Source organism: Streptomyces sp. NBC_01460 (genome assembly GCF_036227405.1).
Taxonomy (GTDB): Bacteria; Actinomycetota; Actinomycetes; order Streptomycetales; family Streptomycetaceae; genus Streptomyces.
In genome coordinates, this window is record NZ_CP109473.1 from 6757643 (window position 1) to 6774343 (window position 16701).

The window sequence follows — 16701 nt, forward strand, 5'->3', positions numbered from 1 at the left end:
GAACGGCCGGTGTCCGGGCGGCGGCGTGAGCCGTCCGGACAGCCGGTCCTCAGCCCCAGACGACTGCTCCCAGCCACGCCCCCACCGCCAACAGGCAGCAGAAGAGTTCGAGGAGCACCGAGTACCCGGTCGCCCGCATCACCGAGCGGAGCGAGGTCCAGCCCGCCGCACGGCTCCCGAGCCGCAGGCGCTCGGCCCCGTAGACCGCGCCCACGTATCCCAGGATCCCGCCCACCACCGGGATCACGAAGAAGCCGGCGATCGCCGCGATCCCTCCGGCCATCAGTGTCCTGCGCGGCGCCCCCGTCTCGCGGGGGCGCCGCGAGGGCAGCAGCGCCTTCAGCGCCTGGTTCAGCAGCAGCAGGCACGTCGAGCCGATCAGCACACCCCAGGCGACCGGCGTCGGGTCCGTCAGCGCCCACCAGAGCACCGCCGCCCAGACGATCGCCTGCCCCGGCACGCCGGGCACCAGGACGCCGACCAGGCCGAGCAGCATCACCGCCCCGACGGCAACGAGCTGCCACACACTCATTCGACCAGCGTGCCGGAGTCCGCCGGGTCCCGCCCGTCAGCGCGGTCGTGTGAGTGGCCGCGGTGTCGCGAGGGCGGTCAGCGGGGCGCGCGGGCCACCCAGCCGCGCTCGTAGGCGTGCCAGCCGAGCTGCAGCCGGGTGGTGACCCCGGTGAGCTCCATCAGCCCCTTCACCCGCCGCTGCACCGTCCGCAGCCCCAGGTCCAGCTGTTTCGCCACGCTCGCGTCCGTCAGACCGGCCAGCAGCAGCGAGAGGATCTCCAGATCGGTCGGATCGGCACCCGGCCCGTTCTCCTCGCTGATCCCACCCCTGCCCAGCCGCAGCGGCATCGCGTCCCGCCACACCGCCTCGAAGAGGCCCATCAGGGACTCCAGCAGCCCGCTGGCGTGGATCACCAGGGCGGCAGGTTCGGCCCCCCGGCCGGTCAGCGGCACCATCGCCAGCGCGGCGTCGGCGACCACCAGCTTCGTCGGCACCCGGTCGACCACCCGGCACTGCTCGTCACGGCCCAGCGCCGCCGACAGCTCCGTGATCCCTGTCGGCAACGAGAGGACGTCGCGCTCGACGACCACGCGGTAGGAGACGCCCCGCATCGCCGCCCGCTCCTCGGACTCGTTCTCCATGCCGGTGACCGCGATCGGCTTCCCCGTGACCAGGGCGCAGACCTCCGACGCGGCGCCCAGCTGCAGTTGGTGGAACCGGTGGGCCACCGCGCTCGCGCCGGTCACCACCTCCACCAGGTCGTGCACCGCCGGTTCGGCCGCTTCGGCCCGGTACTCCTCGGCGAGCAGGGCGGACGCCAGCTCCGCCTGTTCGAGCTCATGGCGCTGCTGGGTCAGCAGCGCGCCCAGCGCCACGCCGGGGGGCGCCGCGACCCAGCGGTCCGCCCGCGACGACGACTGGGCCACGAGCCCCTGCTGCTCCAGCCGGCGCAGGGCGCGCTCGGCGTCCGCCTCGGGCAGGGCCAGCCGGCGTGCGAGATCGGCGAGCTCCGCGGCGCCCGCCGCGACCAGCGCCCGGTAGGCCGCTTCCTGTCTCTCGTCGAGACCTATCGCTGACAGCATCCTCGGCCCTCCCCGGCTCGGTGCACGCGCGTTCCCGCGCCCGTCGGGCGGGTCCGCCGTGGCGGGAAACGGCCACGGCGTAAACCCGCCGGGCCCATCATGCCCCGTACCCTCCGCCACTCTGACAACCTGGCGCCACCGTCGGCACCTTCCGCCCCGCAGGTGGAGGGCCATGCGGATGGACCGGCCCGCCGGGCGACCTTCCCGTGGGGGGTGGGGACGTCCGGCGGGTCCCTTCGTGGCTGCCACTTCCGGGCCTGTTTTCCGGATGACCCGTTTTCGTGGGGCCCGAGCGGTCGACACTATGGGCATGAGTCAGCAGGGGGAGAAGCCCGCCGCACACGAGGACGACTGGTGGCGCAAGCTGTACGACGGGACCGCGCCGGACACCGGTCCGAGCGGCGCGGCCGACAGTCTCGACGACCGGTTCGACTCCGCGTCGGACGCCGTGGGCGACCCGGAGGCGGGCCGTGCGGACCACCCGGTCACGGTGGTGCCGCTGCCCGACCCGCGCCTGCCGGAAGCCGGCCCGGCGCCGGGACCGCCGCCCGCGCGACCCGTCGTTCCGCCGGTCGGAGCACCGGCGCCACCGTCGGCCCCGGCGCCACCGTCCGCACCGGCGCCGACTCCCGGCACGGGGCGTCCCCCCGCCGCGCAGCCGCCGCGGCCCCCGCGCACCGTCCCGGTCGGGCGCGCCCCCTGGGAGCCCCCGGCCGCGCCCCCTCGGCCGCAGACCTTCGCCGTACGTCCGCCGCCGGCACCGCCCGTACCCCCCCAGCCGCCCGCGGTGGCCGTACCGCCCGTGCCGGAGCCTGTGCACACCCCCGGGCCGCCGGAGCGCCCGGCCGTCGGCCACCTCGGGGACCGGCCGCCGACCTACGACGCGGAGCCCGCGGCGCTGCCCGGCTCAGGCCCCGACGACCTGGACGGCCTCGTGCCCGACACGGTCCTCGACGGGGCCCGCTACGGCACGTACACCCTCCGGGCCGCGTCCGTGCGCGGCGACTCGGCGCGCTTCCGGGGCGAGCCGCGGCGCGACGCCCTGCTCACCGCGCGCTTCGGCACCGGGGACGCCGCGCTGGTCCTGGTCGCGGTGGCCGGCGGCACCCGGGGTGAGGAGCAGGCCCGTCTCGCCGCCACCGACGCCTGTCGCTGGATCGGCGGAGCGGTCGCCCGCAGCCACGCCCGGCTCTCCGACGACATAAGGGCGGGCCGCAGGGGCGACCTCAAGTCGGGTCTGCACCGCCTCACCGACCGCACCTACGGCAGACTGCGCGCCCGTGCCGCCGAACTAGGGCTGGACCCCTCGGCGTACAGCACCGGTCTGCGCTGTCTGCTGCTCTCCTCCGACCCGTCGTGCCGCACACGGGTCTTCTTCGGGATCGGGCCCGGCGGCCTGTTCCGCCTCCGCGACGGGGCCTGGCAGGACCTCGAACCCGTGCTGCCCGCGACCGGCGGCGCGGCGAACGAGGAGAGCCCGGGCGGGGACCGTCTGACGATGGATCTGCAGATCGCCACGCCTTCGCCGTCGTACGCCGAGGGCCCTCCGCCGCCGCCCGCCGAGCCCTTCCGCTTCCGCGCCTCCGTCGCCCGGCCCGGCGACACGCTGCTGCTCTGCGGGAACGGCCTCGCCGAGCCCCTGCGCGGGGAGCCGGGGCTGGCCGGGGAGCTCGCCCGGCGGTGGGGTGCGGGCGGTCCTCCGGGACTCCCGGCCTATCTGGCCGACATACAGCTCAGGATCAAGGGGTACGCGGACGACCGGACGTGCGCGGCGGTCTGGGAGGCGTAACGGAGCGCGGCGTGGGTTGATGGAGTCCCGGACAGCCCGAGGCGGAGAGGGTGCGCACCCATGGCCAAGCAGAACGTGTCGGAACAGTTCGTCGACATCCTGGTGCGAGCGGGGGTCAAGCGGCTGTACGGCGTCGTCGGTGACAGCCTCAACCCCGTCGTCGACGCCATCCGGCGGAACTCCGCCGTGGAGTGGGTCCAGGTCAGGCACGAGGAGACCGCCGCGTTCGCCGCGGGTGCCGAGGCCCAGATCACCGGCACCCTCGCCGCCTGCGCCGGGTCGTGCGGCCCGGGCAACCTCCACCTCATCAACGGCCTCTACGACGCGCACCGCTCCATGGCCCCCGTGCTCGCCCTCGCCTCGCACATCCCGTCGAGCGAGATCGGCCTCGGCTACTTCCAGGAGACCCACCCGGAGCTGCTCTTCCAGGAGTGCAGCCACTACAACGAGATGATCTCCAACCCGCAGCAGATGCCGCGGCTGCTGCAGACGGCGATCCAGCACGCGATCGGCCGGGGCGGCGTCAGCGTCGTCTCGATGCCCGGCGACATCGCCTCGCAGCCCGCCCCGGAGAAGTCGATCGAGCACGCCCTGGTCACCTCGCGGCCCTCCGTGAAGCCCGGGGACGCGGAGATCGAGAAGCTCTGCCGGATGGTCGACGAGGCCAAACGGGTGACGCTGTTCTGCGGGAGCGGCACGGCGGGCGCCCACGCCGAGGTCATGGAGTTCGCCGAGCGCGTGAAGGCCCCGGTCGGCCACGCGCTGCGGGGCAAGGAGTGGATCCAGTACGACAACCCGTACGACGTGGGGATGAGCGGGCTGCTCGGCTACGGCGCCGCCTACGAGGCCACCAACGAGTGCGACCTGCTGATCCTGCTGGGCACCGACTTCCCGTACAACGCGTTCCTCCCGACCGATGTGAAGATCGTCCAGGTCGACGTCCGCCCCGAGCACCTGGGCCGGCGTTCCAAGCTCGACCTCGCGGTCTGGGGCGACGTACGGGAGACGCTGCGCGCCCTGACCCCGCGTGTGAAGGCCAAGACCGACCGCAAGTTCCTCGACCGGATGCTGAAGAAGCACGCCGACGCGCTCGAGGGCGTGGTCAAGGCGTACACCCGCAAGGTCGAGAAGCACGTCCCGATCCACCCGGAGTACGTCGCCTCGGTCCTCGACGAACTCGCCGACGACGACGCCGTGTTCACCGTGGACACCGGGATGTGCAACGTCTGGGCGGCCCGCTACCTCACGCCCAACGGCAAGCGCAGGGTGATTGGATCGTTCAGCCACGGCTCGATGGCCAACGCGCTGCCGCAGGCGATCGGCGCCCAGTTCACCGACCGGAACCGGCAGGTCGTCTCGATGTCCGGCGACGGCGGATTCACCATGCTGATGGGCGACTTCCTCACCCTCGTCCAGTACAACCTGCCGGTGAAGGTCGTCCTCTTCAACAACTCCTCGCTCGGCATGGTCGAGCTGGAGATGCTGGTGGCGGGGCTTCCGTCGTTCGGTACGACCAACAAGAACCCCGACTTCGCGGCGATCGCGCGGGCGGCGGGGGCCTACGGGGTGCGGGTGGAGAAGCCCAAGCAGCTGGAGGGCGCGCTCAAGGACGCCTTCAAGCACAAGGGGCCCGCGCTCGTCGACGTGGTCACCGACCCGAACGCCCTCTCCATCCCGCCGAAGATCAGCGCCGACATGGTCACCGGCTTCGCCCTCTCCGCCAGCAAGATCGTCCTGGACGGCGGGGTCGGCAGGATGCTCCAGATGGCCCGGTCCAACCTCCGGAACGTGCCCCGGCCCTGAGCCGGACGGCCGCGCCCGGCACGGGACATGGGCTCACCTCAGCCGGAGTGTCCCGGGTGTGGTCCGGTCCGTGATGATCCCGGCCAACTGGTCGAAGAGTGTCGGACCGCGGCCCGCCCGGGCCTCGGCCAGCTCCGCCTCGACGCGCGCGCGGTTGGTGGGGTGCACCCGGGGGAGCAGGCGCTCCAGCCGGCGGGCGGTCTCCTCGTGCCCCAGCGCGCGGGCGGAGCGGGCGTGGTCGCGCCACTCGATGACGAAGTCCCCGTCCCGCGGGGTGCCGAAGCCGCCGCTCAGACAGTCGGCGAAGGCGTCCAGGCCGCGGCCGAAATAGCCGCCGGGGCCGTTCACCGCCTCGCCGATCGCATCCCAGAAGCTGTCGAGGCCGGTGATCCCCGAGCCGTCCAGCACATAGGTCACGGTCATGCGGGGAGCGTACAGGTGCCTTCGCCTCCCGTGCCGTCCGATGGTCCGCGCCGCAGGTGGGGGACTACGGCGCGGACCGGTCCGGGGGAGTGCGGATCAGCAGCCGTGGTCGACCAGGTCGAACGACTCGTAGTGGTCCGCGGTGTAGTAGTCCTCCTCGGCCTCCTCACCCGTGACGATCCGTCGGGCCCCGCGGTCCGAGGAGCCGGGGGTGATGACCGTGTACTCGTGGTAGTAGCCCGTGCCCTGGCTGGGCAGCAGCGCCTCCCGGTTCTGGAAGACGGTGCCGTCCTGGTCGTACGGGAACGGGCCGCCCGCCTCGATTAGGTCGAGCGTGTCGTGTGCCTGGGACGGCAGTGCGGAGTAGCAGACACTGCCGACCGCGGCGGCCGAGGGAGCCGTCGCCGCCGAGGCGGTGACCGGCCCGCCGACGAAGAGGACGGACAGGAGGGCGGCGATGCCGCCGAGCGTGGTGATCCGTGGGGGGATTCGCATACCCACCATGATGACGCGCGTAGATCCCCATCCGTCAACGCCAACTCGTGTGAATTTTTCGGAAGTTAACCGGGGGTAGGGAAATGGAACGCGCCGGTCGTTCGCGCGGGGTCGCACTCTCGCCCGTTCATGTGTTGATGCGTGACCGTTGCGCCGTGGGGCATGCATCCCGTGAAAGCGTTCGACACATGACGTGATGAAGCGGGAGCCGAGGAGGCCGATTCAGCGTGCGTGCGGGGGACATGGCGAAGCGACAGGAGAGACCGCCGACGCGGATGCACCGGAGACTCGGGCATGCCGATCTGTCGGCCGTGGGGGAAGTACGGGCGGAGCTGCGGGAGTTCCTGCGCCGCCGCCGACGCCCGGAGGAGGCCGAGGTGGCACAGCTCCTGCTCAGCGAGCTGGTGACGAACGCGCTGATCCATACGCGGCACGGCGCCGTGGTCACGGTGACGTCCGCGCCCACGCGCTTACGGGTGGAGGTGCGCGACTTCGTGACCGGGCAGGATCCCGCGCCGTACGTACCGAACGCCGACGACGGTACGCACGGCAGGGGACTGCTCCTCGTCCAGAGCCTGGCGGACTCCTGGGGAGTCATGACGCAGGCGCTGGGCAAGGTGGTCTGGTTCGAGCTGAACGCGGGGAGGTCCTGACGCTCAGCCGAACTGCTGCTCCAGGTCCTTCAGTTTCTGCTCCAGCGAATCGAGCCGGGGCAGGGCCTGGGTGTCGTCCTCGGCGGTGAGGTCGACGGTCGCGGGGTCACCGCTGGTGGTCTGTGTCGAAGTACTCCTGGAGTTCGAGCCGTTCACGGCTTGCAGGGATGGCCGGGGACGCAGCGGCAGTTGTCCCGGCTCTGTTATGGCAGGCTCCGCGACGGCCGGTGGGCCGCCTCCCGCTGCCGGGGCGATGGCCTGGACGTCCATCTGGCGTCCGGCCCGGCCACCGCGCCCCCAGGCCCGGTTCTGCCGGTTCAGGGCCTTGATCTGCGCCCTGTCCAGCTTGGCCTGGTCCCTCCGGCGGTGCCGGTTCTGTTCCTTCTCCCGGCGGTCCTCGCGTACCTCGTCCACCGCCTCGTCGAGGGTGCGTACGCCCTCGAGGAGCATCAGCGACCAGGCGCCGAAGGTCTCCCTGGGGGCGCGCAGCCACCGCACGATCCGGATCTGCGGCAGCGGGCGGGGCACCAGGCCCTGCTCGCGCAGCGCCGCACGACGGGTCTGCTTCAGCGCGCGGTCGAAGAGCACGGCCGCGGAGAGCGACATCCCCGCGAAGAAGTGCGGGGCGCCCGCGTGGTCCATGCCGCGCGGTGCGTGCACCCAGTTGAACCAGGCGGCGGCACCGGCGAACGTCCACACCAGCAGCCGGGAGCCCAGTGCGGCGTCGCCGTGGCTGGCCTCCCGCACCGCGAGCACCGAACAGAACATCGCGGCCCCGTCGAGGCCGAAGGGTACGAGGTACTCCCAGCCCCCGGAGAGGCTGAGGTTTTGCCGGCCGAAGCCGACGAGCCCGTGGAAGGAGAGGGCGGCGGCGACAGCGGCGCAGCAGAACAGCAGGACGTACGAGGCGGTGGCGTAGAGAGCCTCCTTGCGCCTGCGGCGCTCCTCGCTGCGTTCCCAGCTGTCGTCGGCCGCGGCTTTCTCAGCGGCGCGCTTGCCGCGCGCGACCACCGTCACCGCCGCCATGACTCCCACGAGCAGCACGGCGCCCGGAAGCAGCCAGTCAAGCGATATGTCGGTCAGTCTCATGCACGGTCCCTTGCGTCACGTAGGGCGTTTCGGGCGCCATCGTGACGGAAATACCGCCGCGCTCAGCGGGTTTCGGGGCAAGTGAACGCCATTGGGGTGGCGGGGCTCATCGTTGGACGGAATCTTTTCGAGCGCCCTTACGGGTAAGTTGAGTTGCGTTCGAATTGTGGTCGCCCGCCCGGGTGGTGTGAGCCGCCGTGCGGCTCAGGGGGCGGGCGTCAGCTTCCGCACGCGGTCCGCGTCGCAGGTGCGCGGGCAGGTGACGCACGTGTCCTCGGGCCGCAGGGTGTAGAAGAGGCAGCAGCTCGCGCGGTCGCGCGTCGGGAGCGACTCGCCGTCGGGACCGGTCAGTTCGCGGAAGCCCGCCGTGCCCACGTACGGCTTGGTGGTGCCGGGCAGCAGGAGCTCCAGCTCCCTCATCGCGCGGCCCTCCTCCCCGAGCAGGTGGGCGATGTACCAGAGGCCCTCGACGATCTCGTCGGTCGCCATGCCCCACAGGGCCCGCTTCCCGCGCCGCATGCGCGGCCGGAAGCCGTCCAGCACCGGGCCGATGTGCTGCGCCACGGCGTCGAGCACCTCGGCCCGCAGCGCCGCCTCGTCGGGGACGACCCGCGCGCCCGGCAGCCCCGCCGCCGGGTCGTCGGGCAGGCAGGCGAACTCCCCCGCGCGGAGGGTGAGACGGCCCAGGCCCCGGTGGAAGGAGACCTCGTCGACGGGGATCCGCGGGACCCGGCGGTGCGTGAACCACGGGAGGGTCACCAGGAGGCAGGCCGGCCACGCGTACCGGTGCAGTCCGAAGCTCGCCACCACGTCGGGGCGGGCCCGGGTGCCGTAGTCCCGCAGCACCTGTGCCTCGTCCCAGGCCAGGAACTCGTCCAGCGCGGCACCCCCGGCCGCGAGATCGGCGGCACCGACCCATCCGCCGCCCGTGGGCGCCGCGACGTCGTCGGCGAGCACCTCCGCGCGCAGACCGGGGAAGACCTCGGCCAGTCGTACGTACGCCGCCGTCAGCGGCGACGGGGCGATGGCGGTGAGCAGGGCGGGCACGGTCATACGGGGACCACCGAATCACGATCTTTTGCAGGTAAGCCTTACCTTACCCGAAGAGATCGATGTGTGAACCGTGGCCCGCTCCGCCTATCGTGCACAAGGGGTCCGGCGCGCGCGAGTCGGCCCGCCAGGCCGAGGAGGTTCCGATGGAGCAGGGCAGAGCGCGTGAGAACGCGCGGCCGTACGCGCCCGCGGACCCTCCGCCGGGGATCCGCGTGCCCGAACAGGTGCGCGGCGAGCACACCCACGGGGAGCCGCCCGCGCCCCGGGCCGTCGTCCAGCGGCACTCCGTACGCGGCCAGATCCTCGACGCCCTGCGCGCCGCGCTCGTCGGCGGGGAGCTGACTCCCGGGCACGTCTACTCCGCTCCCGCACTCGGTGCCCGCTTCGGCGTGTCCGCGACACCGGTGCGCGAGGCGATGCAGCAGCTGGCCGTCGAGGGCGCCGTCGAGGTCGTGCCGAACCGCGGCTTCCGGGTCAGCGAGCGGGGCCCGGGCGAGCTGGCTGAGCTCGCCGAGGTGCGCGCCCTGATCGAGGTCCCGGTCATGCTGCGGCTCGCCCGTACCGTCCCCGCGGCGGCCTGGTGCGCGCTGCGCCCGCTGGCCGACGCCACGGTCGCGGCGGCCGCCGTGGGGGACCGGGCGGCCTACGCCGAGACCGACCGGGCCTTCCACCGGGCCGTGCTCGCCCTGTCCGGCAACCAGCAGCTGGTGTCGGTCGCCGACGACCTCCACCGGCGGTCCCAGTGGCCCCTCGTCGACAGCCCCGCCGGCCGCCGGGCCGACCTGCTCGCCGACGCCTCGGAGCACACCGCGCTCCTGGACGCGCTCATCGCCCGCGACCTGACGGTGGTCCGGTCGCTCGTACGCGAACACTTCAACGGCGCGGACGTCTGAGCCCGGCGTCCCCGGCCCGTCAGTTCGCCTCGACGGTCTCCGGGGCCGGCGGCTCCAGCCGGGGGGCGAGCCAGGTCGGTACGCCTCCCAGCAGCCGGAACAGCCGGCCGGCCTCGGCGCGCAGCCGGGCGGCCGCCTCGGGTTCCGCCTCGGCGTCCGCCAGCGAGATGAGCGCCGGAGCCGTGCCGACGAGGTAGCCCAGCTCCTCCCGTATCCGCAGCGACTCGGCGAAGCCGTGCCGCGCCTCCGCCAGCTCGCCCTCACGCAGGGCGAGCGAGGCGAGGTGCCGCCAGGTGAAGGAGAGCAGGAGCTCGTCGCCCCGTGCCGTGGCCCCGGCGTGCGCCCTGCGGTAGGCGGCCCGGGCGGACTGGGGGGAGTCGGCGATGTTCTGGGCGATCAGGCCCCGGCGGAAGTCCAGCAGGGGGCGGCCGGGGGCCGCCGGGGAGAGCAGGGCGGCGGCCCTGCTGAGCGCCACGCTCGCCTCGTCGGCCCGGTCACGGGCCCCGAGCAGGGTCGAGGCGTACGCGAGGTAGCCCCGCTCGCAGGCGGCCGCCCCGCGCTCGGAGTCGTCGTGGGCGAGCGCCTCGGCGGTGCGCAGGGCGTCCTCGGCGTCCGTCCATCCGACGCCGGTGTACAGGCACCGCTCGGTCAGCAGCGAGGTCCGCTGGAGGGCGGCCGCGGGATCGGTGGACGCGTGGGGTTCGAGCAGTGCGGCGGCGTCCGTCCAGCAGGCGCGTGAGCGCAGCCGCCATACCGCGGTCTGGAGCGGCGGATCGTCATCTGCTGTCGTTCCGGAACCAGACATGGCGGTATGCGCCACGTTGCCCTCCCCGAGCGCGCCATCGAGCTGTGGAGGCCGGCGGGCGAACGCCCGTCGGCCAGGGTCTGCGCGCATCTCAGCACGGAATGGCACGCCGGGCCAAGGGGTGGGATCAATGTCAGGTGAAAGTTTTCACAATCGCCCGGAGGCCGGGGGCGCCGTGACGGGCCCGGAAGATCAGCTCATACGCAGGGCGAGGAAGAAGTCGAGCTTGTCCTCGAGGCGGGAAAGGTCACGGCCCGTCAACTGCTCGATACGTCCGACGCGGTAGCGCAGCGTGTTGACGTGCAGGTGCAGCCGGGCCGCGCACCGGGTCCAGGAACCGTCGCAGTCCAGGAAGGCCTCCAGCGTCTCGATCAGCTCCGCGCGGTGGCGCCGGTCGTAGTCGCGCAGCGGGTCCAGGAGCCGCGCGGTGAACGCGCGGCGGACGTCGTCGGGGACGAAGGGCAGCAGCAGGACGTGCGAGGCGAGCTCGTGGTGGCCCGCCGCGCAGACCGGTCCCGGCCGGGCCGCGGCGACCCGGCGGGCGTGCCGGGCCTCCTCCAGCGCGCCGCGCAGCCCCTCGGCCGAGTGCACGGCCGCGCTGACACCCAGTGTCAGCCGGCCGTCGTCCGCGAGGCCGGCGGCCAGGGGCGCGCGGACGGCTTCGAGCAGGGCGTCGGCGTGCAGCGCGGTCTCCTGCCGCTCCGGGGTGTCCGTTCCCTCCGGGGCGCCCGTTCCTCCCGGGGCGTCGGCCCCTTCGGGAGCCGCGGGCACCGCGGTCAGCGGCACGAGGGCGATGGCCTCCTCGCCCGTGTGCGCCACGGCGATCCGGTCCGCCGAGTCGGGGCCCGTCACCGTGGGATCGACCAGGACCTCCTCCAGGAGCGCCTGCGCCGCCCGGCCGCCCGGGAGGTCCGCGCCCTCCTGCGACCACTCGACCCGTGCCACCACGACCTGCCAGTGCGGAGCCGTGCCGAGACCGGGCAGCAGGACCGGCGCGGCCACCCGCAGCCTGGCCGCGATCTCCGCCGGGGGCGCGCCTGTCTGGACCAGTTCCAGGACCTCCTGGGCGAGCCTGCGGCGTACCGCCCGGGCCGCGTCCCTGCGGTCCCGCTCGACGGCGATCAGCTGGGTCACCCCCTGGAGCAGGTCCAGCCGCGCCTCGGGCCAGTCGCCCGCGTCGGCCGCGACGGCCAGCAGCCAGTCCGAGAGCACGGACGCGCGCACGTCGCGAGCCGGGGCGGGGAGGGCTCCCCGCCCGGTGTTCCGGATCGGGAACAGCGAATAGGCCGTGCCGTCCACCTCGGCCCGGTGCGGCCCCGGGCGGCCGGTACGGGTGGCCGCGAGGTGCCGTCCCGCCAGTTCCGCGCCGACCCGGGGAGACAGGGGCTCGCCCGCTCCGGCGATCTGCCTGCCTGTGGGGGAGAGGACCCAGGCGTGCAGGTCCAGGTCGGAGGTGAGGAGGTCGAGGACCACCTCGGGGCCGCCGCCCGCCGGGCCCGAGGTCATCAGCCTGCGATGACGGTCGACGACCGCGGCCAGGTCACCGGCCCGCTCGCCGGACACCTGGCGCACCACGTGTTCGGTGATCGTTGCGAACGCGACGGTCTCGTCGACCGCGAAGAGCGGGAGCCGGTGCTGCAGGCACGCCTCGACCAGGTCGTCGGGGACGGCCCCCAGCTCCGCCTCACCGGCGGCCAGGCCGGCCACTCCGGCGTTCGCCAGGGTCCGGACGAACGGTTCCGAGTCCGCCGCGTCCCGGCGCCAGGCCAGCCCCGTGAGGACCAGTTCCCCACCGGAGAGGTAGCGGCTGGGATCGCGCAGGTCGGTCGTCATGACGCCCCGGACCGAACGGTCCAGCTCGTCCTCGCCGCCGAGCAGCCGCAGGCCCAGCGCCTCGGTGTCCAGCAGTGCGCGCAGCCGCATCGTCGATTGCCGCCGTTCTCTTCGTTGGTGCGGGGGACGGCGGAGGTGACCTGTGAATTGCGGTGAGGTTACCGGGACCCGCCATTTGTTCGAATCTACAAGACAGTGATGGGGACCAGCCAATTCCTTCATGGTTTCGGTGACTGCACCGAGTGGAGCAAGGCTTGTGTACTGGGCCACACACCGCGACAACAACACAGAACGAACCCCGAGGGCCGGCCGTCCCCAGCCCCAGCCGAACGACCCGATTGAGAAGAAGAGAGCCACTCATGGACTTCCTTCGCCCCGCCAGCTGGGAGGAGGCGCTCGCCGCCAAGGCCGAGCACCCGACGGCTGTGCCCATCGCCGGTGGCACCGACGTGATGGTCGAGATCAACTTCGACCACCGGCGGCCCGAGTACCTCATGGACCTGAACCGTATCGGTGAGCTGTCCGAGTGGCAGGTCGGCCAGGACGCCGTACGCCTCGGCGCCTCCGTGCCCTACAGCGCCGTCATGGAACACCTGCGGGCCGAGCTGCCCGGTCTCGCACTCGCCTCGCACACCGTCGCCTCGCCGCAGATCCGCAACCGCGGCGGTGTCGGCGGCAACCTGGGCACGGCCTCGCCCGCCGGGGACGCCCACCCGGCGCTGCTCGCCGCGGGCGCCGAGGTCGAAGCCGCGTCCGTACGGGGGACGCGGATGATCCCGATCGACGACTTCTACACGGGCGTCAAGCGCAACGCCCTCGCCCCGGACGAGCTGATCAGGGCCGTCCACATCAAGAAGGCCGACGGCCCGCAGCAGTACTCCAAGGTCGGCACGCGCAACGCCATGGTCATCGCCGTCTGCGCCTTCGGCCTCGCGCTCCACCCCGAGACCCGCACCGTGCGCACCGGCATCGGCTCCGCCGCCCCCACCCCCGTACGGGCGAAGGAGGCCGAGGAGTTCCTGAACGCCGCGCTCGAGGAGGGCGGGTTCTGGGAGAGCGGAAAGATCATCACTCCGTCGGTCGCCAAGCAGTTCGCCCAGCTCGCCTCAGGCGCCTGCAACCCCATCGACGACGTACGGGGCACCGCCGCCTACCGCAGGCACGCCGTCGGCATCATGGCCCGCCGCACGCTGGGCTGGACCTGGGAGCAGTACCGCGGAGCGGGACGCACCCTCGAAGGAGCTGCTTAACCATGCGAGTGAATTTCACGGTCAACGGACGGAAGCAGGAAGCCGACGACGTCTGGGAGGGAGAGTCCCTCCTGTACGTCCTGCGTGAGCGGATGGGTCTGCCCGGCTCCAAGAACGCCTGTGAACAGGGCGAATGCGGCTCCTGCACGGTGCGCCTCGACGGAGTGCCGGTCTGTTCCTGTCTCGTCGCCGCGGGCCAGGCGGAGGGCCGCGAGGTCGTCACCGTCGAGGGCCTCGCCGACTACGCCAAGCACCGCGAGGGCGCCCACCCCGGCACCGGCTGCGCGACGAGCTCCTGCGGGACCTCGCTCGACGCCGCCCAGCGCTGGCAGGCGCGGCCCGCCGACGGACAGAGCGCCGAGGCGGGCGAACTCTCGCCGGTCCAGCAGGCGTTCATCGACGCGGGCGCCGTCCAGTGCGGCTTCTGCACCCCGGGACTGCTGGTCGCGGCGGACGAGCTGCTCGAGACGCAGCCCTCCCCGTCCGACCAGGACATCCGCGAGGCGCTCTCCGGCAACCTCTGCCGCTGCACCGGCTACGAGAAGATCCTCGACGCGGTCCGCCTCGCGGCCGCCCGGCAGGAAGAGGCGGTCCGATAGCCATGTCGACGCACCCGCGAGTCACGACCGTACCGGCCGGCACCCCCACCAAGATCACCCAGGGCTCCCCGACCCGGGGCGGCATCGGTGAGTCCACCCTGCGCCCCGACGGAACCCTCAAGGTCACCGGCGAGTTCGCCTACTCCTCGGACATGTGGCACGAGGACATGCTGTGGGGCCACACGCTCCGCTCCACCGTCGCGCACGCCGAGATCCGGTCGATCGACATCGGGGAGGCCGTGGCCACGCCCGGCGTCTACGCCGTCCTCACGTACGACGACCTGCCGGCCGCGATGAAGAACTACGGGCTGGAGATCCAGGACACCCCCGTACTCGCCCACGGCAAGGTCCGCCACCACGGCGAGCCCGTCGCGATCGTCGCCGCGGACCACCCCGAGACGGCGCGCCGCGCCGCGGCCAAGATCAAGATCGACTACGCCGAGCTGCCGCTCGTCACCGACGAGGCGTCGGCGACCGCGCCCGACGCGATCCTGGTCCACGAGAACCGCGACGACCACCACATCGGTCACGTCCCGCACCCCAACATCGTCCACCGCCAGCCCGTCGTCCGCGGCGACGCGGACGCGGCCGCCGCGCGAGCGGACGTGATCGTCACCGGCGACTACGTCTTCGGCATGCAGGACCAGGCCTTCCTCGGCCCCGAGTCCGGCCTCGCCGTGCCGTCGGAGGACGGCGGCGTGGAGCTCTACGTCGCCACCCAGTGGCTGCACTCCGACCTCCGCCAGATCGCCCCCGTCCTCGGCCTCCCCGAGGACAAGGTCCGCATGACGCTCTCCGGCGTCGGCGGCGCCTTCGGCGGGCGCGAGGACCTGTCGATGCAGATCCACGCGTGCCTGCTGGCGCTGCGCACCGGCAAGCCCGTCAAGATGGTCTACAACCGCTTCGAGTCCTTCTTCGGGCACGTCCACCGCCACCCCGCGAAGCTGCACTACGAGCACGGGGCCACCAAGGACGGCAAGCTCACCCACATGAAGTGCCGGATCGTGCTGGACGGCGGCGCCTACGCCTCCGCCTCCCCGGCCGTCGTCGGCAACGCCTCCTCGCTCGCGGTCGGACCGTACGCCGTCGAGGACGTGGACATCGAGGCCGTCGCCCTCTACTCCAACAACCCGCCCTGCGGCGCCATGCGCGGCTTCGGAGCGGTCCAGGCCTGCTTCGCCTACGAGGCGCAGATGGACAAGCTCGCCGCCGCCCTGGACATGGACCCGGTCGAGCTGCGCCAGCTGAACGCCATGGAACAGGGCACCCTGCTCCCCACCGGGCAGCCCTGTGACTCGCCCGCCCCGGTCGCCGAGCTGCTGCGCCGGGTCAAGTCCCGGCCGCTGCCGCCCGAGCAGCAGTGGCTGGCGGCCGGCGCGGACGGCACGTCCGTGGACGTCCGGGCGCTGCCCGGCGGGCTCTCCAACACCACCCACGGCGAGGGCGTCGTACGCGGGATCGGCTACGCGGTCGGCCTGAAGAACGTCGGATTCTCCGAGGGCTTCGACGACTACTCCACCGCCCGTGTGCGGATGGAGGTCATCAACGGCGAGCCGGTCGCGACCGTGCACACCGCGATGGCCGAGGTCGGCCAGGGCGGCGTCACCGTCCACGCCCAGATCGCCCGCACCGAGCTCGGTGTCAGCCAGGTCACCATCCACCCGGCCGACACCCAGGTCGGCTCCGCCGGATCCACCTCCGCCTCCCGCCAGACGTACGTCACCGGCGGTGCGGTCAAGAACTCCTGCGAGGCCGTGCGCGAGAAGGTCCTGGAGATCGGCCGCGCGAAGCTCGGCACGTACCACCCCGCCTGGGCGACCGCCGAACTCCTCCTGGAGGGCGGCAAGGTGGTCACCGACGGCGGCGAGGTCCTGGCCGGCATCGCGGACGTCCTGGAGGGCGAGGCCGTCGAGGTCGAGCTGGAGTGGCGCCACCGGCCCACCGAGGCCTTCGACCTGCGCACCGGCCAGGGCAACGGCCACGTCCAGTACTCCTTCGCCGCGCACCGCGCGGTGGTGGAGGTCGACACCGAGCTCGGCCTCGTCAAGGTCATCGAGCTCGCCTGCGCCCAGGACGTCGGCAAGGCGCTCAACCCGCTGTCGGTCGTGGGTCAGATCCAGGGCGGCACCACCCAGGGACTGGGTGTCGCCGTCATGGAGGAGATCATCGTCGACCCGAAGACCGCGAAGGTGCGCAACCCGTCCTTCACGGACTACCTGATCCCCACCATCCTCGACACCCCGACCATCCCGGTCGACGTGCTCGAACTCGCCGACGACCACGCCCCGTACGGGCTGCGCGGCATCGGCGAGGCCCCGACCCTGTCGTCCACCCCGGCCGTCCTCGCGGCGATCCGGAACGCGACGGGCCTGGAGCTCAACAGGACCCCGGTGCGCCCCGAGCACATCACCGGGACCTGA

Annotated in this window: 15 protein-coding genes; 7 read left to right on the forward strand and 8 right to left on the reverse strand. The window is 72.9% G+C overall.

From position 1 onward, the window contains the following. Positions 1-49: 49 nt before the first annotated feature. Both OG488_RS30460 and OG488_RS30465 read right to left on the reverse strand, forming a co-directional pair. Positions 50-532, reverse strand: coding sequence for a DUF456 domain-containing protein (locus OG488_RS30460; RefSeq protein WP_329234567.1), 483 nt, complete (start codon positions 530-532; stop codon positions 50-52). A 77-nt stretch (positions 533-609) separates the two neighbouring features. Further along, positions 610-1596 (reverse strand): helix-turn-helix domain-containing protein, encoded by a 987-nt coding sequence (locus OG488_RS30465; protein WP_329234569.1) that lies wholly within the window; start codon positions 1594-1596, stop codon positions 610-612. Positions 1597-1906: 310 nt separating this feature from the next. On the opposite strand from OG488_RS30465, the gene OG488_RS30470 reads away from it, so the two are divergent. Both OG488_RS30470 and OG488_RS30475 read left to right on the forward strand, forming a co-directional pair. After that, entirely contained in the window at positions 1907-3385 is a 1479-nt protein-coding gene (locus OG488_RS30470; RefSeq protein WP_329234572.1) for a protein phosphatase 2C domain-containing protein, read from the forward strand. Between the two features lie 60 nt (positions 3386-3445). Next, positions 3446-5188, forward strand: coding sequence for a pyruvate dehydrogenase (locus OG488_RS30475; protein WP_329234574.1), 1743 nt, complete (start codon positions 3446-3448; stop codon positions 5186-5188). 33 nt (positions 5189-5221) lie between these two features. On the opposite strand, the gene OG488_RS30480 is transcribed toward OG488_RS30475, so the two are convergent. Next, on the reverse strand, positions 5222-5611 hold the full coding sequence (locus tag OG488_RS30480; RefSeq protein WP_329234577.1) for a barstar family protein: 390 nt from the start codon (positions 5609-5611) through the stop codon (positions 5222-5224). A gap of 96 nt (positions 5612-5707) precedes the next feature. Further along, positions 5708-6106 (reverse strand): ribonuclease, encoded by a 399-nt coding sequence (locus OG488_RS30485; RefSeq protein ID WP_329234580.1) that lies wholly within the window; start codon positions 6104-6106, stop codon positions 5708-5710. 242 nt (positions 6107-6348) lie between these two features. On the opposite strand from OG488_RS30485, the gene OG488_RS30490 reads away from it, so the two are divergent. Further along, on the forward strand, positions 6349-6759 hold the full coding sequence (locus OG488_RS30490; RefSeq protein WP_329234583.1) for an ATP-binding protein: 411 nt from the start codon (positions 6349-6351) through the stop codon (positions 6757-6759). A 3-nt stretch (positions 6760-6762) separates the two neighbouring features. Here OG488_RS30490 and OG488_RS30495 read toward each other — a convergent pair whose 3' ends face one another. Together OG488_RS30495 and OG488_RS30500 are read right to left on the reverse strand one after the other, a co-directional pair. Beyond that, positions 6763-7848 (reverse strand): DUF2637 domain-containing protein, encoded by a 1086-nt coding sequence (locus tag OG488_RS30495; RefSeq protein ID WP_329234586.1) that lies wholly within the window; start codon positions 7846-7848, stop codon positions 6763-6765. 204 nt (positions 7849-8052) lie between these two features. Continuing rightward, positions 8053-8901 carry a (2Fe-2S)-binding protein gene (locus OG488_RS30500; RefSeq protein ID WP_329234589.1) on the reverse strand — a complete coding sequence of 283 codons (849 nt, stop codon included), beginning with the start codon at positions 8899-8901 and terminating at the stop codon, positions 8053-8055. A gap of 143 nt (positions 8902-9044) precedes the next feature. Here OG488_RS30500 and OG488_RS30505 point away from each other — a divergent pair, with 143 nt between their 5' ends. Then, complete coding sequence (locus OG488_RS30505) at positions 9045-9794, forward strand: GntR family transcriptional regulator (protein ID WP_329234590.1); 750 nt, start codon at positions 9045-9047, stop codon at positions 9792-9794. A 19-nt stretch (positions 9795-9813) separates the two neighbouring features. Here OG488_RS30505 and OG488_RS30510 read toward each other — a convergent pair whose 3' ends face one another. Then, positions 9814-10599, reverse strand: a complete 786-nt coding sequence (locus OG488_RS30510) for a hypothetical protein (protein ID WP_329234593.1) — start codon at positions 10597-10599, stop codon at positions 9814-9816. Positions 10600-10791: 192 nt separating this feature from the next. Continuing rightward, entirely contained in the window at positions 10792-12522 is a 1731-nt protein-coding gene (locus OG488_RS30515) for a PucR family transcriptional regulator (RefSeq protein WP_329234596.1), read from the reverse strand. Positions 12523-12791: 269 nt separating this feature from the next. Here OG488_RS30515 and OG488_RS30520 point away from each other — a divergent pair, with 269 nt between their 5' ends. Genes OG488_RS30520 through OG488_RS30530 form a run of 3 tightly spaced genes read left to right on the forward strand, consistent with a single transcriptional unit; the run spans position 12792 to position 16701 of the window. After that, a complete protein-coding gene (locus OG488_RS30520; RefSeq protein ID WP_329234598.1) occupies positions 12792-13682 on the forward strand; it encodes an FAD binding domain-containing protein in 891 nt (296 codons plus the stop codon). 2 nt (positions 13683-13684) lie between these two features. Further along, complete coding sequence (locus OG488_RS30525; protein ID WP_329234601.1) at positions 13685-14281, forward strand: (2Fe-2S)-binding protein; 597 nt, start codon at positions 13685-13687, stop codon at positions 14279-14281. A gap of 2 nt (positions 14282-14283) precedes the next feature. Then, complete coding sequence (locus OG488_RS30530) at positions 14284-16701, forward strand: xanthine dehydrogenase family protein molybdopterin-binding subunit (protein ID WP_329234603.1); 2418 nt, start codon at positions 14284-14286, stop codon at positions 16699-16701.